The sequence below is a fragment of the Paraburkholderia oxyphila NBRC 105797 genome, from assembly GCF_000685075.1.
Lineage (GTDB): Bacteria > Pseudomonadota > Gammaproteobacteria > Burkholderiales > Burkholderiaceae > Paraburkholderia > Paraburkholderia oxyphila.
The window spans coordinates 32,999-52,929 of sequence record NZ_BAYD01000004.1 but is presented as its reverse complement, the minus strand read 5'-3'; the positions used below and the strand labels follow the sequence as shown (position 1 = coordinate 52,929).

General features: G+C 66.4%; 17 protein-coding genes. 11 read left to right on the top strand and 6 right to left on the bottom strand.

The window, feature by feature from the left end; genetic code table 11:
• Positions 1-27: 27 nt before the first annotated feature.
• The gene (locus tag BO1_RS03055) at positions 28-1,371 is read left to right on the top strand and encodes a C45 family autoproteolytic acyltransferase/hydolase (RefSeq protein ID WP_028216291.1); all 1,344 of its coding nucleotides are present in this window, start codon (positions 28-30) and stop codon (positions 1,369-1,371) included.
• On the opposite strand, the gene BO1_RS03050 is transcribed toward BO1_RS03055, so the two are convergent.
• Together BO1_RS03050 and BO1_RS60925 are read right to left on the bottom strand one after the other, a co-directional pair.
• On the bottom strand, positions 1,368-1,763 hold the full coding sequence (locus tag BO1_RS03050; protein WP_028216290.1) for a type II toxin-antitoxin system VapC family toxin: 396 nt from the start codon (positions 1,761-1,763) through the stop codon (positions 1,368-1,370). The genes BO1_RS03055 and BO1_RS03050 overlap by 4 nt on opposite strands.
• Before the next feature lie 153 nt (positions 1,764-1,916).
• A complete protein-coding gene (locus BO1_RS60925; protein WP_245643695.1) occupies positions 1,917-2,027 on the bottom strand; it encodes an AbrB/MazE/SpoVT family DNA-binding domain-containing protein in 111 nt (36 codons plus the stop codon).
• Between the two features lie 350 nt (positions 2,028-2,377).
• Here BO1_RS60925 and BO1_RS03040 point away from each other — a divergent pair, with 350 nt between their 5' ends.
• Entirely contained in the window at positions 2,378-2,647 is a 270-nt protein-coding gene (locus BO1_RS03040) for a hypothetical protein (RefSeq protein WP_028216289.1), read from the top strand.
• A 271-nt stretch (positions 2,648-2,918) separates the two neighbouring features.
• The gene (locus BO1_RS03035; protein WP_028216288.1) at positions 2,919-3,149 is read left to right on the top strand and encodes a DUF2795 domain-containing protein; all 231 of its coding nucleotides are present in this window, start codon (positions 2,919-2,921) and stop codon (positions 3,147-3,149) included.
• Positions 3,150-3,168: 19 nt separating this feature from the next.
• Here BO1_RS03035 and BO1_RS03030 read toward each other — a convergent pair whose 3' ends face one another.
• Complete coding sequence (locus BO1_RS03030) at positions 3,169-3,801, bottom strand: TetR/AcrR family transcriptional regulator (protein ID WP_028216287.1); 633 nt, start codon at positions 3,799-3,801, stop codon at positions 3,169-3,171.
• A gap of 412 nt (positions 3,802-4,213) precedes the next feature.
• On the opposite strand from BO1_RS03030, the gene BO1_RS03025 reads away from it, so the two are divergent.
• The 4 genes from BO1_RS03025 to BO1_RS03010 all read left to right on the top strand — a co-directional run bounded on the left by BO1_RS03025 (position 4,214) and on the right by BO1_RS03010 (position 10,762).
• Positions 4,214-5,326 (top strand): efflux RND transporter periplasmic adaptor subunit, encoded by a 1,113-nt coding sequence (locus BO1_RS03025; RefSeq protein WP_043283693.1) that lies wholly within the window; start codon positions 4,214-4,216, stop codon positions 5,324-5,326.
• Positions 5,323-8,469: an efflux RND transporter permease subunit gene (locus tag BO1_RS03020; RefSeq protein WP_028216285.1), complete on the top strand. Its 3,147-nt coding sequence runs from the start codon at positions 5,323-5,325 to the stop codon at positions 8,467-8,469. The genes BO1_RS03025 and BO1_RS03020 overlap by 4 nt, the downstream gene beginning before the upstream one ends.
• The gene (locus BO1_RS49450; protein ID WP_245643694.1) at positions 8,466-10,031 is read left to right on the top strand and encodes an efflux transporter outer membrane subunit; all 1,566 of its coding nucleotides are present in this window, start codon (positions 8,466-8,468) and stop codon (positions 10,029-10,031) included. The genes BO1_RS03020 and BO1_RS49450 overlap by 4 nt, the downstream gene beginning before the upstream one ends.
• A gap of 308 nt (positions 10,032-10,339) precedes the next feature.
• Complete coding sequence (locus BO1_RS03010) at positions 10,340-10,762, top strand: hypothetical protein (RefSeq protein WP_028216284.1); 423 nt, start codon at positions 10,340-10,342, stop codon at positions 10,760-10,762.
• A gap of 347 nt (positions 10,763-11,109) precedes the next feature.
• Here the strand turns inward: BO1_RS03010 and BO1_RS03005 are convergent, their stop codons facing one another.
• Positions 11,110-13,611, bottom strand: a complete 2,502-nt coding sequence (locus BO1_RS03005) for a penicillin-binding protein 1A (RefSeq protein WP_028216283.1) — start codon at positions 13,609-13,611, stop codon at positions 11,110-11,112.
• A gap of 635 nt (positions 13,612-14,246) precedes the next feature.
• Between BO1_RS03005 and BO1_RS56855 the strand changes: the two genes are divergently transcribed.
• The 4 genes from BO1_RS56855 (at position 14,247) to BO1_RS02980 (ending at position 18,817) form a co-directional block, all read left to right on the top strand.
• On the top strand, positions 14,247-14,888 hold the full coding sequence (locus BO1_RS56855; protein WP_028216282.1) for a plasmid mobilization protein: 642 nt from the start codon (positions 14,247-14,249) through the stop codon (positions 14,886-14,888).
• 335 nt (positions 14,889-15,223) lie between these two features.
• Entirely contained in the window at positions 15,224-15,904 is a 681-nt protein-coding gene (locus BO1_RS02990) for a PspA/IM30 family protein (protein WP_028216281.1), read from the top strand.
• Between the two features lie 111 nt (positions 15,905-16,015).
• Positions 16,016-17,188, top strand: coding sequence for a tetratricopeptide repeat protein (locus BO1_RS02985; RefSeq protein ID WP_028216280.1), 1,173 nt, complete (start codon positions 16,016-16,018; stop codon positions 17,186-17,188).
• Between the two features lie 147 nt (positions 17,189-17,335).
• A complete protein-coding gene (locus BO1_RS02980) occupies positions 17,336-18,817 on the top strand; it encodes a flavin-containing monooxygenase (protein WP_028216279.1) in 1,482 nt (493 codons plus the stop codon).
• A 21-nt stretch (positions 18,818-18,838) separates the two neighbouring features.
• Here BO1_RS02980 and BO1_RS02975 read toward each other — a convergent pair whose 3' ends face one another.
• On the bottom strand, positions 18,839-19,609 hold the full coding sequence (locus BO1_RS02975) for a class I SAM-dependent methyltransferase (protein WP_028216278.1): 771 nt from the start codon (positions 19,607-19,609) through the stop codon (positions 18,839-18,841).
• 134 nt (positions 19,610-19,743) lie between these two features.
• A complete protein-coding gene (locus tag BO1_RS61730) occupies positions 19,744-19,872 on the bottom strand; it encodes a hypothetical protein (RefSeq protein WP_281179143.1) in 129 nt (42 codons plus the stop codon).
• Between the last annotated feature and the right edge of the window lie 59 nt (positions 19,873-19,931).

Genomic DNA, 19,931 nt, shown 5'->3' with positions numbered 1-19,931 from the left:
AACCGGCACCGAGCCACCGGAGCGACGATGAGCGAGCCCTCTCTCGACGCTGTGCGCCGCGACCACGCGGGGTGGATCTTCGTGCACCTCGAAGGCGAGCCGTACGAGCGCGGCGAGCAGCACGGCAGGCTGCTCGCCAGCGAGATCCGCAGCGCCATCCACACGGCGCGCTACCTCGCGAAATGGGACACGGGCGAGGAATTCGACACCTTCGTCCATGCGGCGATCGCGCAATTCATGCCGCGCCTCGACTCCGAATTCGCCAGCGAGATCCAGGGCATTGCCGACGGCGCGAAGCTGCCGTTCGCCGAGCTGCTCGCGTGGAACGGCTACATGGATCTGCTGCAAGGCTGGTGGCCGACCCACGCTGCAACGCAGTTGCCGCGCGAGGCCCTGCGCCTGTGGCGCGGGCGGCGCGGCCATCATTGCAGCGCCTTCATCGCGACGGGCGGCGCCACCCGCGACGGCCGCATCGTCATGGCGCACAACTCGTGGGACCGCTACGCGGCCGGCGACGCCTTCAACGTGGTCTTCGATATCGTGCCCGCATCCGGGCACCGCATCCTCATGCAAGGGCTGCCGGGCTGCATCTCGAGCCTCACCGACTTCTGGATCACCGCGGCCGGCCTGATGGTCACCGAAACGACGATTTCGAACTTCGTCGGCTATCGCGCAGGCGGCGCCCCTGAGTTCTACCGCTCGCGGCGTGCGACGCAATACGCGTCGAGCATCGGCGAATGGTGCGAGATGTTCGCGCTCGACAACAACGGCGGCTACGCGAACAGCTGGCTGCTCGGCGACGTGAAGACCGGCGAGATTGCGCGCTACGAACTGGGCCTGCAGCACGCGGGCTTCGAGAGCACGCGGGACGGCTTCCTGAGCGGCTTCAACGCGGCGACCGACCTGAAGATCCGCAACCAGGAATGCGTGGGCGAAGGCGACGACTACACCGACGTGCGCCGCAACGGCGCGCGCCGTCTGCGCTTCATGCAGCTCGCCGAACTGCATCACGGCAAAATCGATGTCGAGCTCGCGAAAGCCATCATCGCCGACCATCACGACGTCTATCTCGAACGCGACGACAACCCGTGCTCGCGCACCATCTGCGGCCATCTGGAACTCGACGACGCGCGCTTTGCCGGCCCCGATCATGGGCCGTTCAATCCGTGGGGCGCGAATGACGGAAAAGTCGCGGACAGCGAGATGGCGCGCGATCTCGCGTTCTGGGCGCGCTGGGGACACCCCTGCGGGCGGCCGTTCGACGCCCAGGCGTTCATGGCGCGTCATGCGCAGTGGAACTGGCTGAACGGCTATATGCGCGACCGCCCGTCGTGGCCGTGGACGCGCTTTGAGGCTCGGCGCTCGAGTTAAAGCAAGCGTGCGGCGTGCCCCTGCTTCGTTAGCAGAGACACCGCCTTCTTGTCGAAGGAAACGAAGGTTTCCGCACCGAGCCAGGTGCCGTCGTAGGCAATGACGCCGTCAGCAAAATCCCCACCTGCATCGAGCAGGGCCAGGCCGGCCTCGGCGGCCGGCCGATTGACCACAACATTGCGTGTGTTCAATAGCGAGCGAAGCGCGTCCGCGACGTCTGCACGACCGGCATCGTATCGACTGCGCAGTACCCACACCAGCTCGCAAAGCGTTTGCAGGCTCACCGCGACCATATCGGCCGTTTCCAGCAGCTCGATGGCGCGTGTTGTTTGTACTTCGTCATCGTCAACAATGGCGCGCAGCAGGACATTCGCATCGGCGGCTACTTTCATCGGTTACCCGCGCCGGCCGCTGCACCCGCTTCCGCTATTGCATCATTGATTTCCTCGATGCTCAGTCGGGCACCGTTCGTCTTGCCTTTGAGAATGCCCCGAAGATCCTGGAACGAGCCTTTCGGTTGCGCTGCCCTCAACTCGGCCCGGCCATCAGGCAGTAAAATTCAGCTCGATTTTCTCGCCGGGCTTGATGCCGAGGTGCTGCAAGACGTCTTTCCGAAACGTTACCTGGCCCCGCCCTGTGACAATCAATGTACTCATAACCTTGCCTCCATCGATTACAGGTACATTGCAATACAAATATGCGTTATTTCTTCTGCAACCAGCGCTACTTAAGGAGCAAGATCAAAAAAGCACGCGCGTTCGAGACTAATCGACGCATTTGCTGCCATTATGGAACCACCGCTTGCGTGTACGCACCGGCGGACTGCGTCTCCTGTCTCGTCGGGGCGCCGTCCAGACCGCACACGCCGCGGCGTGCCGCGCTGCTCCCGGGCCAGCCGTGAGGCTCTGCCCCGAACCGCGGCCGCCGTACCGCGCCGGTCAGCCTGACCGTCATGGCACGGCACTTGCTGCGACCCTCGGGCCGCATGAGGAAAGGAGGTCGAGCGATGAAAACCTCGACACTGATGACCACCGTGCTGTTGTCTGCCTCGTGCTTCGCCGCACCCGTGCGTACCCAGGACGCCCAGCTTGACCGCGCGAGTGCCCCCGTCTACGCGCCGTCCGTGCACTCGCCGATGGATGACGCCCCCGTGGCACCGCCCGCGCCCGATGTCGCCGCTACCGCAACGGGCAACCAGCATTGGGAATATCTGGCCCTGCCGAAATCGCGCCGCCTGGACCAGACACTGGTACCCGAGCTGCATCAGCAAACCTAGACGCCGCTGCGCAGTCCCGCACACGGTCCGTGCCTGCGCGATAGCGCGCCGTGGTGCGCACGCGTGCATATGCAGCGCGGCGTTGCTGGCTGCGCCCTTCGCGTGCGCCATTGGCCGCTTCAGGCCGGCGTGAGCGCACCCGGGCCGCGCACACCCAGCGGCGGCGCGCGGCAAGGATTGTGTATGCTTGATCCGCGACGCCGTTCCGGCTGACGAGCCCTCCATCCAGCGTTCCCGTTCGTCCGCCCCCACCGTGCAAAGGATCTTGCGCATGTCCGCCACACCCATCCCCGACGAGCCGATCGATCTCCAGTTCTCCGATGTGCTGCGCGAAGTGCGCTGGCCCGCGAACAAGGACGAGCTGGTGGAGGCCGCGCGCGCCGCCGGTGCGAGCAACGAGGTGCTGGCGATCCTCGACGGCCTGCCCGAGCAGGACTATCGCGACGTGGCCTCGGTCACGCGCCTGATCGGCAGCAATTACAGCCCTGGCCTCGGTATCTGAGGCCCGTTGTGCGCACGGGTCAGGCGTCGCGCCCGAACACGACGCGCGCAAAGAAGCGGCCAAGCACTTCTTCGACCACCGGCGGCGTGACGTGCTGCGGATCGGCTGCGGCGAGAAACTGCACACCATCGCACAAGCCGATCAGCCCGATCACGAGGAGCTCGGGCGCGAGCGTGAGCGGCGTGCCCACACGCGCCGAAAATTCCTCGATATAGGCGGCCAGTTGATCGCGCTTGTCCTTCATGAACGCGTTAAAGCGCGTGCGAAAGCGCGCGTCGCGCGCTGCGAGCAGCTTGGCCTCGACCCACAGCAAGAACGCCTTGTTGTCCTGCGGCATACGGCTGTAGTAGGTGAGCACGCGCGCTTCCATGTCTTCGCGCGACGTATTGGCCGCGAAGATCGCGCGCAGGTCGGCTTGCACCGCTTCGTGATCGCGCCGCAGCAATTCCACCAGCAGCTCCGACTTGCCGCCGAAGTTCGAATAGAACGCCCCTCGCGTATAGCCCGCCGCCAGAGCGATGTCCTCCACGCTCGCGCCGACGAAACCCTTCCTCATGAACATGGCCTGCGCAGCGTCGAGCAGACGCTCGCGCGTCTGGCCGCGGCTTTGCTCGCGGGTGAGTCGGGTGCGCTTGGCGGGCTGGCGCGTCATGGGATCAGGGCAACGGGCGGGCATTGGGATAGCGCGATAGTAGCGTGAATCCCGCACCGAATGTTTCCTCAGATTCAAATGTGTTTTCAGATACAGCATTGCATTAGAATTCATCGAATCATCTGAGACTGGCCGCAGTGCGGGGCAAGCGACATCGAAGCGCGCCGCGCGCGGGCGGACTCAGCAAAGGCGCATAACAAGTCAACCCGGCCATCCCGGTCGAGCCGGCAAGCATCAGCCAGCACGGCGCACGGCGCCTGTGCGCATGCATTCCAGGCATGTCGAGGTCCATGTGAATCGTTGCGGTCGCGGCGCATCGAGCAGGATGCGCAGTCAGTGCAGTGGGTTCGTCGAACCCGTCCAGTCCATCCCGTCCGTCCGGCAAGTGCCGCAGCGCGGCGTGGCGCGCCTCATGGGGCCGATTGTCTCGTTGATCGCGCTCTGCGCGCTCGCCGGCCTCGGCGCCTGCGGGAAGAAGCCGGAAGCGGCGCTCTCGCCGCGCCCCGTCGTCTCGATGATCGTCCATCCCGATGGCCACGGTGTGTCAGCCATCTGGCCCGGCACCGTGCAGGCACGCTATGCCACCCCGCTCTCGTTTCGCGTGAACGGCAAGATCGTCGAGCGCAGCGTGCGCCTTGGCGACACCGTCAAGCCCGGCCAGGTGCTCGCGCGCCTCGACCCGGCCGACTACGACAAGAATGCCGCGAGCGCGCAGGCGCAATACGATGCGGCACAGCATCGCTTTGCATTCGCGAAGCAGCAGCTCGATCGCGATACCGCCCAGGCCCAGGCCAACCTCATCGCCCGCGCGCAGCTCGAGCAAACGCAGGACGCCTACGCTTCGGCCGTGGCGCAGCGCGACCAGGCGAAGCAGCAACTCGCGCTCGCCCAGGATCAGCGCCGCTACACCCAGCTCGTGGCCGATCACGCCGGCGTCATCACCGCCGAGAACGCCGACACCGGCCAGAACGTGCAGTCCGGCCAGCCCGTCTACCAGCTCGCGTGGAGTGGCGATGTCGATGTCGTGAGCGACCTGCCCGAGAACGCCATCGGCGCCCTGCACACCGGCGACGCGGCGCAGGTCACCCTGCCCGCGCTGCCGGGCCGCCACTATGCGGCAAGCGTGCGCGAGCTGGCCGCGGCCGCCGACCCGCAAAGCCGCACCTGGCGCGTGAAGCTCACGCTCGAGCAGCCGGGCGCCGACGTGCGCCTCGGCATGACCGCGAACGTCGCGCTCGCGGCCAATGCCGCCAATGGCGCGCAGGCGGACAGCGGGACCTTCACGATCCCCGCCACCGCGCTCTTTCACGATGGCAACGCACCCGCGCTGTGGATCGTGCAAGGCGCGGACAACGTGCTGCAACTGCGCCGCGTGAGCGTCTCGCGCTACGACGCGCGCACGATCACGATCACGCAGGGCCTGAAGGACGGCGAGCGCATCGTGTTGCAAGGCGTGCACACGGTCACCGCGGGCGAGAAAGTGCACCCGATCGCCCCGCTGCATCCGGAGGATTTCGCGTCATGAGTCAGCTCGGCGGCCATGAGCCGGGCTCCGATCACGATGAGGGGCGCTTCAATCTTTCGGCGTGGGCGCTGCGCCATCAAGCGCTGGTGACCTTCGTGATCGCCCTCGCCACGATCTTCGGCGCGCTTTCGTATACTCGCCTTTCGCAGTCCGAAGATCCGCCGTTCACGTTCCGCGTGATGGTGATCCAGACCTTCTGGCCCGGCGCCACCGCGCGCCAGGTCGAGGACGAAGTCACCACCCGCATCGGCCGCAAGCTCCAGGAAACGCCGTATATCGACTTCCTGCGCAGCTACTCGCGCCCCGGTGAATCGCTCGTGTTCTTCACGATGAAGGATTCCGCCCCCGCGGACGAGGTGCGCGAAACGTGGTACCAGGTGCGCAAAAAAGTGGGCGACATCGCGCCCACCCTGCCGCCCGGCGTGCAGGGCCCGTTCTTCAACGACGAATTCGGCGACGTCTACACCAACATCTACACGCTCGAAGGCGATGGCTTCTCGCCCGCGCAGCTGCACGACTACGCCGACAACCTGCGCGAAGAGCTGTTGCGCGTGAAGGACGTCGGCAAGGTCGATTATTTCGGCGATCCGAACCAGCGCATCTACGTGGAGATTCCGAATGCGCAGCTTACGCGCCTCGGCATTTCGCCCACGCAGATCGGCCAGATCATCGGCGCGCAGAATAGCGTGGCCGCGGCCGGCACGCTCACCACCACCGACGACCGCGTATTCGTGCGCCCGAGCGGCCAGTTCACCGACCTCAAGGCGCTTGCGGACACGCTCATCAACGTGAACGGACGCAGCTTTCGCCTCGGCGACATCGCCACGATCCGGCGCGGCTACGACGATCCACCGGCCACGCAAATGCGCTTCCAGGGCAAGGCCGTGCTCGGTATCGGCATCACGATGCAGTCCGGCGGCGACGTGATCCGCCTCGGTAAAGCGCTCGACCAACGCACCGACGAATTGCGCCGCGAGCTGCCCGCGGGCCTGAAGCTCGTGGAGGTGTCGAGCATGCCCGACGCGGTCTCCCGTTCCGTCGACGACTTCGTCGAGGCGGTGGCCGAAGCCGTGGGCATCGTGCTCGTCGTGAGCCTCGTCTCGCTCGGCGTGCGCACCGGCATGGTGGTCGTGATCACGATTCCGATCGTGCTCGCTGTCACCTCGCTCGTGATGTATCTGTTCGACATCGGCCTGCACAAGGTCTCGCTCGGCACGCTCGTGCTCGCGTTGGGTCTGCTCGTGGACGACGCCATCATCTCCGTGGAAATGATGGCCGTGAAGCTCGCCCAGGGCTGGAACCGCACGCGCGCCGCCGCGTTCGCCTACACGAGCACGGCGTTCCCGATGCTCACCGGCACGCTCGTCACGGTCTCGGGCTTCCTGCCCATCGTGCTCGCGAAGTCGAGTACCGGCGAATACACGCGTTCGATCTTCCAGGTCTCGGCGATTGCGCTGATCGCCTCGTGGTTCGCCGCCGTCGTGCTGATTCCGCTGCTCGGCTACCGGCTGCTGCCCGAGCGCAAACCGGATGCCGCCGCGCAACACGGCGAACATCACGAAGATGACATCTACGACACGCGCTTCTACCACCGCCTGCGCCGCTGGGTCGGCTGGTGCATCGAGCGCCATCTCGTCGTGCTCGGCCTCACCGTCGCGCTGTTCGTTGTCGCGCTCGCGAGCTTCACGCTGATTCCGCAGCAGTTCTTCCCGAGCTCGGACCGCCCCGAGCTGCTCGTGGACGTGCGCCTGCCCGAGGGCGGCTCGTTCGACGCCACGCTGCGCGAAACGCAGCGCCTCGAACAAGCGCTGAAGGGCCGGCCCGAGATCGACCATTCGATCGACTTCGTCGGCACGGGCGCGCCGCGCTTCTATCTGCCGCTCGATCAGCAATTGCAGCAGCCGAATTTCGCGCAGTTCGTCATCACCACAAAGTCCGTGAAGGATCGCGAGAAGCTCGCGAGCTGGCTCGAAACGAAGTTGCGCAACGACTTCCCGGCGGTGCGCACGCGCCTTTCGCGCCTCGAAAACGGGCCGCCGGTGGGCTATCCCGTGCAGTTCCGCGTGAGCGGCGACGACATCGCGACCGTGCGCGGCATCGCCGATCGCGTGGCCGCCGCCATGCGCGCCGACCCGCGCACCGAGAACGTCAACTTCGACTGGGACGAGCCCGCCGAACGCTCGCTGCACTTCGAGATCGATCAGCAAAAGGCGCGCGCGCTCAACATCTCGTCGCAGGACGTCGCAAACTTCCTGCAGATGACCTACTCCGGCTACACCGTCACGCAGTACCGCGAGCGCGACAAGCTCATCAGCGTGGACCTGCGCTCGCCCGCGAGCGAACGCGTGGACCCGGCCCGCATGCTCTCGCTCGCGATGCCCACGCCAAACGGACCGGTGCCGCTCGGCACGATCGGGCACCTCGAAAACACGCTCGAATACGGCGTGATCTGGTCGCGCGACCGGCAGCCGACCATCACCGTGCAGGCCGACGTGCGCGGGGGCGCACAAGGCATCGACGTCACGCATGCGCTGCAAAAGCAGCTCGAGCCGATCAGCGCGACGCTGCCCACGGGCTATCGCATCGCGGTGGGCGGCTCGGTCGAAGAAAGCGCGAAAGGCCAGGCGTCCATTTTTGCGCAGCTGCCGGTGCTCGTGATCGCCGTGCTCACGCTGCTCATGATCCAGTTGCAAAGCCTCTCGCGCGTCATGATGGTCGTGCTCACCGCGCCGCTCGGCCTGATTGGCGTGGCCATCGCGCTGCTCATCTTCGGCGAGCCATTCGGCTTCGTCGCGATGCTCGGCGTGATCGCCATGTTCGGCATCATCATGCGCAATTCGGTGATTCTCGTGGACCAGATCGAGAGCGACATCCGCGCCGGGCACAAGCGCTTCGACGCCGTGGTCGGCGCAACGGTGCGGCGCTTCCGCCCGATCATGCTGACGGCTGCTGCCGCCGTGCTCGCGCTGATTCCGCTGGTGCGCTCGAACTTCTTCGGGCCGATGGCGACCGCGCTGATGGGCGGCATCACGAGCGCGACCGTGCTCACGCTGTTCTTCCTGCCCGCGCTCTATGCCGCCGCGTTCCACGTGCGCAGCAACGAAACCGACGCGCCCCGCCCGAACGCGGAGAACGCATCATGATCGATTCCGCGCCGATGAAGAAGACACGCCGTCCACACACCTCGACTCCAGCGAGACCGCGCACCTGGGCGGCCGCGCTTTGCGCGCTGCTCGTGAGCGCCTGTGCATGGGGACCGGGCGGCGCACCGCCCGCGATGCCCGAGCCCGCGCACTATGGCGTAGAGGCGCAGCCGGCGCAGACCGTCGCCGCGCAAGGCGTCGCGCAGCAGTTCGTGACGGGCGCGCAGCCGGTGCCGCAATGGTGGACGATGTACGGCTCGCCCGAGCTCGATGCGCTCGTCGACGAGGGCCTCGCGAAGAGCCCGAATCTCGCCTCCGCCGATCACAGCCTGCAGGCCGCGCGCGAGCAGTTGCGCGGCCAGGTCGGCAGCTCGCTGCTGCCGACCGTCGACGCGCTCGGCACGGCGCAGCGCCAGCGCGCGCCGGGCATCCCGCAGCTCGGCATCGACAAGCTGCAGTACGACGTGTTCGCGGGCCTCGTCGAGGTGCGCTACTCGTTCGACATTTTCGGTGCGTCGCGCCTGAACAACGCCGCGCTCGCCGCGCGCGTGAACATCCAGGCGTTCCAGTACGAGGCGGCGCGCCGCGCGCTCGCGGCAAACATCGTCGCGAGCGCGCTCGGCGCGGCCACGCTGCACGCGCAGATCGACACGACCGAGCGGCTCGTCGCGCTTGCTAACGCGCAGGCCGACGACATGCAAAAGCGCTACGCGCTCGGCGCGGTCTCGCATACCGACCTGCTCAATGCGCAGCAAAGCGCGGCTTCGCTTGCGCTCAACCTGCCCGGGCTGCGCCAGCAACTCGCGGCGCAGCGCCACGCGCTCGCCGTGCTGCTCGGCCGCACGCCCGACGCCGCACCGCCCGATCTCGACCTCGCGAGCCTCACCTTGCCCGCGCAGGTGCCCGTCGTCGTGCCGTCGGAGCTGCTCAAGTCGCGGCCCGACATCGAGGCCGCCGGCGCGGCGCTGATCGCCGCCTCCGCCGACGTGGGCGCCGCCACGGCGCAGATGTTCCCGAGCATCTCGCTCTCGGCGGGCCTCGGCCAGGCCGGCTTCAGCTGGCCCGTCGTGACCTCCGGCGTGGGCGCGCTATGGGCGATCGGCGCCACGCTCACGCAGCCGATCTTCCACGGCGGCGCACTCCTCGCCCAGCGCCGCGCGGCGCTGCAGTCGTATGACGCGGCGAACGCGTCGTACCAGCAGACCGTGCTCGCGGCGTTCCAGGACGTCGCCGACCGGCTCGCCGCGCTCGAGCACGACGCGCAGGCGCTCGATTCGGCCAGCACGTCGGCGCAAACCGCGCAAGGCGTCTACGAGGAGACGAATGCGCGCTACCAGCTAGGCGCGGTGCCCTACTACGCCGTTCGCCAGAGCGAGCAGCAATGGCGCAATGCGCGGCTCGATGAAGTCCGCTACCGCGGCGCACGGCTCTCGGATACGGCGGCGTTGTTTCAGGCGATGGGACAGCCGCCGACGGGCGCGGATGCCCCGGCTGCGAACGCGCAAACGCGTGCTGCGAATGGCGAGAACGCCACGACTGCACCGGCACCGGCGCGAGACTGAAACACGCATTCAGACCCGATGCGCGCGAGCGAGAAATAGAACCACGCCTGCGCCGCGCGCACGCCATCCCAGCCTCATCCCGCTGCCCCTTCTCTGGCTAAGATCGCGCATATCCGTCGGAAAGATCTGAGCCCTAATTTCAAGATATAGCTGTTACACTGCGTCGCAAATCGAGATAACGCAAATCAATTGATTCGGATTACTACATAAATCACGAACACTTCATCTGGAGACGGACCGTTGCATGTTCAGGCTGCCCGCGCAGTCCGAACATGCAATGGCGCATGACAACTTCGACGACACTGATCATGGCACTTGTTTCGAATCGCGGCCTGTGTGCCGCAGTGTTTTTCATGGCCAGCGCCGCCGCGCACGCGGGCATCGACTGTTCCAGCTCGCACGGCGGCTTCCGGTTCATGACTTCGGATAGTTGGGTGGGCACCGACAAACTGGAGCACTTCGGTGTGTCCGCGCCGTTTGGCGCGCTCGGCGGTTGGCTCATGCGCGACACCGATCATCCCGTGATCTACGGCACGCTGATCGGCACGGTGCCCGGCCTCGCGAAGGAGACGCTCGACGGCACCTGCCGCACGGATGGCTTCTCGTACAAGGATCTCTTCGCCGATGCGCTCGGTGCGCTCACGGGAGCCTGGCTCGCGCACTGGGCCCTCATCTACTCGCGCGAGCCGCGCAGCCGAACAATCGGTTTGCAGTACGACGATGCGTTCTGAAGTGATCCGAAGTGCTCCAAAGTGCTTCGGGGTGCTTCGGTACTTGCAAGCCCTTTCGGATCAGTGAGTTAGCTTCGCTCTCCCGACGTTATCAACAGGGCCTTCAACAAAAACTGTGGACAACGGAGCATTGCGCCCGCGCCAGGCTTATCCCCAATTTCTGTTGAAGGCCCTGTGGAAAAGCCCTGGGCAACTGACCCAAGTCCTTGACGCACAAGGAAAACGGCGCGCCCAAACAAAACGCGGCACACCGTTGCCGGTGTGCCGCGTTCAAGTCTTCGATACGAGCGGGTCTGCGCAAGCAGCCCTAACCTGCCCGGCAACCCGAATCGTTCAACGAGCGTCCATCAAGGCTTGTTCGTTTCGAACAGATCCATGATCTGCTTGCGCTCGCTCGAGGAGACGCTCGGCGTCAGGCCGCTCGTGCCCATGCTGCCGGTCGCGCCGCTCGCGTCGCTGGCCGCCCCCGCCAGGTTGCCCGACTCCATGCCGATCGCCGAGACGAAGCCGGCGCCCGGCGTCGCATCGGAGTAGTACAGCTCGCCGCCGATCGTCGTGAGTCCCTCCGGCATCTGCGGCTCTTCTTGCGGGACGCCGCGCAGCGCGCGGCTCATGTAATCCACCCAGATCGGCAACGCGAGCTGCGCGCCGAACTCGCGGCTGCCGAGACTCTTCGGCTGGTCGTAGCCCATCCACGCCACGGCGACCAGGCTGCGCTGATAGCCGGCGAACCAGCCGTCGTGCGCGTCGTTGGTCGTACCAGTCTTGCCCTGCAGGTCGTCGCGGTGCAGGACGTTCGTGCCCGCGCCCGTGCCGGCCGTCGCCACCGAATGCAACAGGCTGTTCATCACGTACGCGTTTCGCGGCGAGAGCGTCTGCGGCGCATTCTGGCCCGCTACGAGCGGCTGGGCGCGCAGGATCGGCTGGCCGTGCGCGTCGTCGACTTCGGCGATCAGGTACGGGTTGATCCGATAGCCGCCGTTCGCGAACACCGAGTACGCGCCCGCCGACTGCAGCGGCGTGACGAGGCCCGCGCCCAGCGCCATCGGCAGATACGGCGGCGTCTTGTCCGCGTCGAAGCCGAAACGTTGCGTGACATAGTCCTGCGCGTACTTCGTGCCGATATACGAGAGGATGCGGATCGACACGAGGTTCTTCGACTTCTCCAGCGCGAGGCGCATCGTCATCGGGCCTTCGGGGAAATCGTCGTCCTTCGGCTCCCACGCGTCGCCGCCCGGCGTGCTGGGGGGGAAATACAGCGGCGCGTCGTTGATCATGGTGGCCGGCCCGAGACCCTTCTCGAGCGAGGCCGAATAGATGAACGGCTTGAAGCTCGAGCCCGGCTGGCGCCACGCCTGCGTGACGTGGTTGAACTTGTTCTTGTTGAAGTCGAAGCCGCCGATGAGCGCGCGGATCGCGCCGTCCTGCGGCGTGAGCGAGACGAGCGCGCCTTCGACCTGCGGCAACTGCGTGATCTGCCAGTCACCCTTCGCGTCCGTCATCAGGCGCACGATCGAGCCCTGACGGATGCGCAACGCGTTCGACGCGCGCGCCGAAAGACCGCCTGCGACGAAACGCAGGCCATCGCCTGTGACGGTGATCTGGGTGCCGTCGAGCAACTGCGCGGTGACCGATTTCGGACTTGCGTCGATGACCACGGCCGAGACGATGTCGCCGTTGTCGGGGTGATCGGTGAGCGCGTCGTCGATGGCCTGGTCGCGGTCGTCGCCCGCGGGGGGCAACTGCACGAAGCCTTCGGGGCCGCGGTAGCCGTGGCGGCGCTCGTAGTCCATCACGCCCTTGCGCACCGCCGCGTAGGCCGCGTTCTGATCGGCGGAATCGATCGTCGTCGTGACCGTGAGGCCGCGCGTGTAGGTCTCGTCCTTGTACTGCGAATACATCATCTGGCGGACCATTTCCGCGATGTACTCCGCGTGCACGCTGTACTCGGTGCCCGCGGTACGCGTATGCAGCGGCTCCTTGATTGCCTCGTCGTACTGCGCCTGGGTGATGTAGTTCAGATCCAGCATGCGCTTGAGGATGTACTCCTGACGGATCTTCGCGCGCTTCGGATTGACGATCGGGTTATAGGCGGATGGCGCCTTCGGCAGGCCCGCGAGCATCGCCGCCTCGGCGAGCGTGATGTCCTTCAGGTCCTTGCCGAAGTACACGCGCGCCGCCGCCGAGAAGCCATAGGCACGCTGCCCCAGATAGATCTGGTTCATGTACAGCTCGAGGATCTGGTCCTTCGTCAGCGCGCGCTCGATCTTGTAGGCGAGCAGCATCTCGTAGATCTTGCGCGTATAGGTCTTCTCGCTCGAGAGAAAGAAGTTGCGCGCGACCTGCATCGTGATCGTGCTCGCGCCCTGCGACGCGCCGCCGTGCATCAGGTCGGCGACGCCCGCGCGCAGGATGCCGACGAAGTCCACGCCGCCGTGCTCGTAGAAGCGGTAGTCCTCGATGGCGAGCACCGCTTTCTTCTGCACGTCGGGGATATCCTGGAAGCGCACGAGCTGGCGCCGCTCTTCGCCGAACTCGCCGATCAGCACGTGATCGGCGGTATAGATGCGCAGCGGCACCTTGGGCTGATAGTTGGTGAGCGCATCGAGCGAGGGCAACTGCGGCCCCATCACGACGAGCGCGTAGCCGACGATCAGCGCGCCCACCACGCAGAGCGTGGCAATCAGGCCAGCGAACCAGAGCATGAGCGACGCGAAAAACGAGCGGCGGCGCGGCTGCTCGTCGCGCGAGTCCGGGCGGCGCTGCGGCTGGCGTCCATTGTTGAAGGAGGGTTCCCGATCGTCGTTCGGGTAGTGCGGCGAGGAAGGCGGTCGTTTGATGATAGGCATGACTGGAATGATTGGCGCGTGCGTGCTGCGCCCCCGGCTGCGCGCGGCTCGCGCGCATAGATCTCGATCCTGGCGTCATGGCGCCAATGCGGCGTGTGACGGCGCCGCATTCTTGAACGCGGCGCCCTGGCGTGACCGGCAACGCCCCCGTCCGGCCACGCGGCGCGCATGTTCGGCGCGCCGTCGCAAGGTTACTCTTTCAATACCCTTTCGCATGGGCGCCTCTGCGGGAAGCACCCGTGCGAAATGTAACAGCGCATTCTAAATAATTCGTGCGCGGGCGGTCGGGCTTTTTTTGTAAGAGTTTCTTGAGAACGCGTCTGCGACCCTCTTTTTTCTCCCTGGGTGACGGCACCTTGCGCCAACCTGCGCGTTCCCTGGAGAAAGTTGCGAAGCAAATCGGCACGCGGATCTGCAATGGACGGCGTTCGGGATTGCGTGTGAAACATTGTTGCGCCACGGGCGAACGTTACGCACGCATCTTTGCGTTGCGCATCGCGCGTCTCGTCATATGATGGAAAAGTTACTGCACGCCCTGCTCGCCTTGCTCGCCGGCCAATACGAACGACTCCATTTGCCGCCGCACGCATGCGGGATCCGAGTTCACTCGAAGCCGATCCAACGGCCAGCCGACCATGAACAAGCCCAGCGAACGCATCGTCGTCTTCGTCACGCCCGCCCAAAAGCGTGCGATCTCCGCCTCGGCCGATGAACTCGGCATCAGCATCAGCGAGCTGATGCGCCGCGCCGTGCTCGCCTTTAGCGCGACGAGCGACCAGGTGAAGGCGGCGAGCATCGTCGACCGGCTCAATGCGCCACGCGAGCCCGACGTGCTCGCGCAAGTGCTGCGCAAGGCGGCAAAGCCGCTGCGGGCCGGGCGCGCGGCGGGGCTGCGACCAGCGGTTGCGCAGCCTGCGGCGGCAGACGTGCAAGTGGATGGTGAGGCGGCTGTGCCGCTTGCCTCCGGGACCATCTCGCCGGTGCCTGCCGAAAGCGGCGAAAACGCGGCCGCGCTGCCCGCGAGCGGCACCGGGCCGGACACACGCAGCCCCGTACACGAATTGGCCCAAGCCGTAGCCCGCCTGTCCGGCGAAGCCGCCCAAGCGGCCGAGGATACCGAAGCGCAAGAAGACGCCGTGCTCCCCGAGGACGTGCATCGCGAGGACGCGGAACCGCTGCAGCCGCGTGGCGGCACACCGTTCGCGCACGCCGCACGTGACGAGGAAGAAGACGCGCCCCGCAACGATCCGGCGCCCGATGCAGGCAAATTCGCCTGATGCCCGGACCCGCGCCAGCCGTGCCCCGGCCGCATGCCCTTTAAGTCCCTTTTAAGAGACCCCGTGGTGTAATATCCGCGAGCGATGCGCCAGGGCCAGCGAATCGGCCCAATGTGTGGCGCAACGGTTAATTTAGCGGCGTAGGCCTGTTGCAATTGGCAAAAGCGCCCCGAATTGCGCGCTGCATGCGCGGCTCGCACAAAGCGGCGTAAGCTAAACGCGAGATTGCCGATCGTGTCCGCCGCAACGCTTTGCGACGCCACGCGAACGCCGCACACGCGCATCGCGGCCCGCTGCACAACGGCGGGGCCGATCTTATTTCACCGGAGGAATTCATGTCGCTTTTCGACTCCATCTCTCGCACGGTCAAGGGTCTCTTGAACGACGCCGCCGACTCCGTGCAAGACCCGTCGCGCGACGCGCGCCAGATCGTGCGCGAACTCGACGACAGCATCGGGCGTGCCGAGAATTCGCTCGTCGAGATCCAGGCGCAGGTCGCGATGCAGCAAAGCAAGCGCGACGTGGCCGCGGACAAGGCGAAGAAGTATGAAGACGGCGCGAAGCGCGCGCTGCAATCGGGCGACGAAGCGCTCGCACGCGAAGCGCTCGGCGCCCAGGCCACGGCCGAAGCCGAACGCGACGCGCTCGCGGCCGAGCTCGGCAAGCTCGAACCGTCGGTCGATCAACTGAAGCAGCAGATCGACGACATGCGCTCACGCCGCAACGACCTCAACGCGCGCTCGAACATCCTGCAGGCGAAGCAGCAGATCGCCCAGGCGAAGGACGTGGCGGCCACGGCGCTCGGCGGCATCGGCGGCAAGAATCTTTCCGAGGACTTCCAGAAGCTCGAAGACAAGGTGAACCTGTCGAACGCGCGCTCGGACGCCCGCCTGAATTCGGCGGATACTTCAAGCGGCAAGGCGCTCGACGACAAGCTCGCCGCACTGAACAAGGGCCCGTCGGTGGACGACCGCCTCGAAGCCCTGAAAAAGCAGCTCAATACGCCGGCACAGTAAGTGCTCAGGGCGTAACGGATGCGGCGCGGCCAGCGGGCTTCTGGCACGCACCGCGCCGCATCCACGTTTCGTATGTCATGGAGACGGGCGACAAGCCGCCCGGCCGGCAACATGAAAAAGTTTCTAGTCGCACTGTTCGCAGCGCTCACGCTCGTGAGCGGCCTGGCGTTTGCCGTGCCGAGCGTCCAGCAAATCGAATCCGCGATGTCGCAAGGCGACTGGCAGCGCGCGGACGCGGGACTCACCCAGGTTCTGCAGGCCCACCCGGACAATGCCCGCGCGCATTACCTCTATGCGCAGGTGCTCAATCGCGAAGGCCGCTACGCCGACGCGCTCACGCAGGTCGAGCAGGCGAAGTCGCTCGATCCGCAAATCCGCTTCACGCAGCCGCAGCGCTTTGCGCAAGTCGAAGCGAAGATCCGCTCCGACGCGACGCGCGCAGGCGCCGTCACGACGAACCGCACGAACAACCCGTTCGCACAGCAGTCGCAATCCGTGGCGCCGGCAGCGCTCGCCGCTGCCACGGTGCCGCAAAAGCACGGTCCCGGCATCGGCATGTGGATCGGCATCGCCGTCGTGCTGGTGGGCGTCGCGCTCGTGCTGCGCTGGACGCTGCGCCGTGCGAAGTCCACGGAAGACGCGAAGGCGGGAGACGACCGCCGCGACCAGCTCAAGCGCGCCACCGACCTGCTCAACGGGGTGCGCTCGCTCAAGCTCGACCTGAGGCTCTCGACGGCGCCCGGCCACGAAGCGCTCGAAAAGGAAGTGGAAGGCTTCGAGACGCAATTGCGCGGCGTGGTCGAAGCGCTCTCGGGCAGCACGAACCCGGTGGCCCCATACCAGATCGAGGATCTCGAGCGCCAGTTCGCGAGCCTCAAGGCGCGCGCCGAGGGCCGGCCCGATCCGAACGCGCAGGCTGCCGCCGCGCCGTCGTATGACGGCAGCGGCTCGGCGTACGCGCGCGAGGCGGATGCCGCGTTCGGGCATAACCCGCAATATCCGCCGCAGTACCCGCCGCAACAGCAGCCGCAGGTCATCGTGCAGCAAGGCGGCGGTGGCATGGGCGGCATGGGTGGGCTGCTCACCGGCGTGTTGCTCGGCGAAGCGCTCAACCGTGGCCGCGAGCGCGACGTGATCATCGACGACGAAGGCCGGCGCAATCCACCTGACGGCGGCAACGGCGGCGGCGTAGACTTTGGCCAGGGCTCGAACGACTGGGACGATGGCTCGGGCGGCGGCGTCGATCTGGGCAGCAACGACAGCTCGGACGACTGGAATACCTGAGCGCGTCCGCCGAGGCCAGTCACTAGCCACAGCCAGGCAACGACGGGCTCCCTCGCGGAGCCCGTTTTGCATCTTTCGCATCATCTGTCACGCTGCGATTGCATCCATTCAGACATGACCTCACACGCGCCCCCCTCGCAGCAAGAGATGCCTAACGCAGCGCACGCCACGCCGCGTATCGCCATCGTCGGCAGCGGGTTTGCCGGCATCGGCATGGCGATCCGTCTGCGGCGCATGGGCATCGAGACGTTCACGATCTACGAAGCGGCCGAAGGCCTCGGCGGCACCTGGCGCGACAATGCCTACCCCGGCGCCGCCTGCGATATTCCTTCGCACCTCTATTCATTTTCGTTCGAGCTGAATCCCGGCTGGACGCGCACCTATGCGCCGCAGCGCGAGATTCTCGACTACCTGCGCCACTGTGCGCACAAGTACGATGTCGAGCGCTACATCCGCTATCGCTCGCGCGTGAGCGCCGCGCGCTTCGACGCGGCGCGCAGCGTCTGGCTCATCGAGATCGAGCGCGACGGCGTCATGCACACGGTCGAGGCCGATTTGCTGATCGCCGCGAACGGCCCGCTCTCGCGCCCTGCTCTGCCCGCGGTCGCCGGGCTCGAGCGCTTCGAGGGCAAGCTCTTTCATTCGGCGCGCTGGGACCACGACTATGCGCTCGACGGCAAGCGCGTCGCCGTGATCGGAACCGGCGCAAGCGCCATCCAGTTCGTGCCGCAAATCCAGCCACGTGTCGCGCAACTCACGGTGTTCCAGCGCACGGCGCCGTGGATCATGCCGCGCCGCGACCGCGCCATCGGCGCGCGCCGGCGCTGGGTGTATCGCCATGTGCCGCTCGCGCAGCGCCTCGCACGCGCGGCGATTTACTGGAAGCTCGAATCGCAGGTGTTGGGATTCATCGTCGACCGGCGCCTGCTCAATGCGCCGATGAAGTTCGCGCGCAACTATCTCGCGCACAAGGTGAAGGATTCCGCGCTGCGCGCGAAGCTCGCGCCCGACTACGTGCTGGGCTGCAAACGCGTGCTGCTGTCGAGCGACTATTTTCCGGCGCTGGCGCAGCCGAATGTGGCTCTGGTGACCGAGCCGATCCGCGAGGTGGTCGCCGACGGCATCGTCACCGCGGACGGCGTGCATCGCCCGTTCGATGCGATCGTTTGCGGCACCGGCTTCCAGGTGAACGACGTGGATGCGCCGTTTCGCGTGACGGGCATCAACGGCGCCGATCTCGGCGAGGCATGGCGGCGCGACGGCCCCGAGGCCTATCTCGGCGCAAGCGTGGCGGGCTTTCCGAACTTCTTCATCATCATCGGGCCGAACACGGGCCTCGGGCACAACTCGATGATCTACATGATCGAGTCGCACATCCGCTATATCGCCGACTGCATCCGTGCGCTGCAGCGCCGGCGCGCGCGCACGATGAGCGTGCGGCCCGAGGCGCAGCAGGCCTTCAACACGAAGCTGCAGGCGCAGCTCGCGCGCACCGTATGGACCTCGGGCTGCCACAGCTATTACCAGACCCGCAGCGGCAAGGTCACGTCGCTGTGGCCGGGTTTCACGTTCGCGTTTCGGCGACGCACGCGCCGCGTGCGCGAGCGCGACTACGAGTTCGGGCGCTAATCGCTTGCACCCGCCCGGACCTTAGCGATGCTCCGGCTTGCCGGCATACACGCGCGTCTCGTAGGCAAAGTTCACGCGTCCGTCCCGCTGTGAGGCGTCGAAGAGCTTGCGCAGCGCCGCGAGCATCGGCTCATGACGCGCGTCGCCGGGCTTCGGGGCGTACGACGACGAAGCGAGGCGCCCGCGCAGCCCGTCGTAGTCGAGCAGCTGTGCGTTCGGAAACACGGTCTTCTGTTCGAAGCCGTCGCCGAACCAGTCGGCCATGGCGTCGTCGTCGGGATAAGTCTCGGCCACGCTCGCATAGTCGGTGCTGAATTCGCGCAACAGGGCTTCATAGCCCTCGAGAAACGCCGAGCCCTTCACGAGCCGGCTGTTCCAGAACAACACGATCTTGCCGCGCGGTTTGAGGATGCGCGCGAATTCGCGCCGCGCACCTGCCTTCTCGAACCAGTGGAACGCCTGCGCCGCCGTCACGAGGTCGACGCTCGCGGCTTCGAGCGTCGTGGCCTCCGCAGTGCCGGCCACGCTGCGATAGCCGGCATAGTCCGCGAGGTAACGGTCTGCGGCCTCGCGCATCGCGGCGTTCGGCTCGACAGCTACGACCGGGTGCCCCGCATCGAGAAACAACTTGCTGGAGATGCCGGTGCCCGCGCCAATGTCGGCCACGGTGGCACCCGGCGCGACGCCGCATTCGACGTGCGCGAAGGTTGCCACTTCGCGCGGATAGGTCGGCCGGTACTTCACGTAGTCTGCGACCCGGTCAGTGAAGCGCCGGGTGGAATCGTCGATCATCGTCTGCCCTTGTGTCGTTGCCTGCGCATGGACCGCGTGCCCCTGCGCAGCACGTCAAACCCTATGCAACGCGCTCCGTTGAGCGCGCCGCGCCCGTCCGCCGCTGCCCGGCTGCGCACCGCGCGGCCCCCCACTCAGGCGCCGCTCAAGAGCTTGAGCAACGCCCAGAGGAAGCGGCAGACCATCACAATCAGCTCCCAGAGCTGAATCAGCTGTTGCCAGAGCGCTGCGATCGCGCCCTCCTTCATTAATGCTTCGATCATCGTGTTCCCGCCGCGGGCCGCGCTGCACGCCCGACGGCATGCCACAGGGGGCCCGCTGC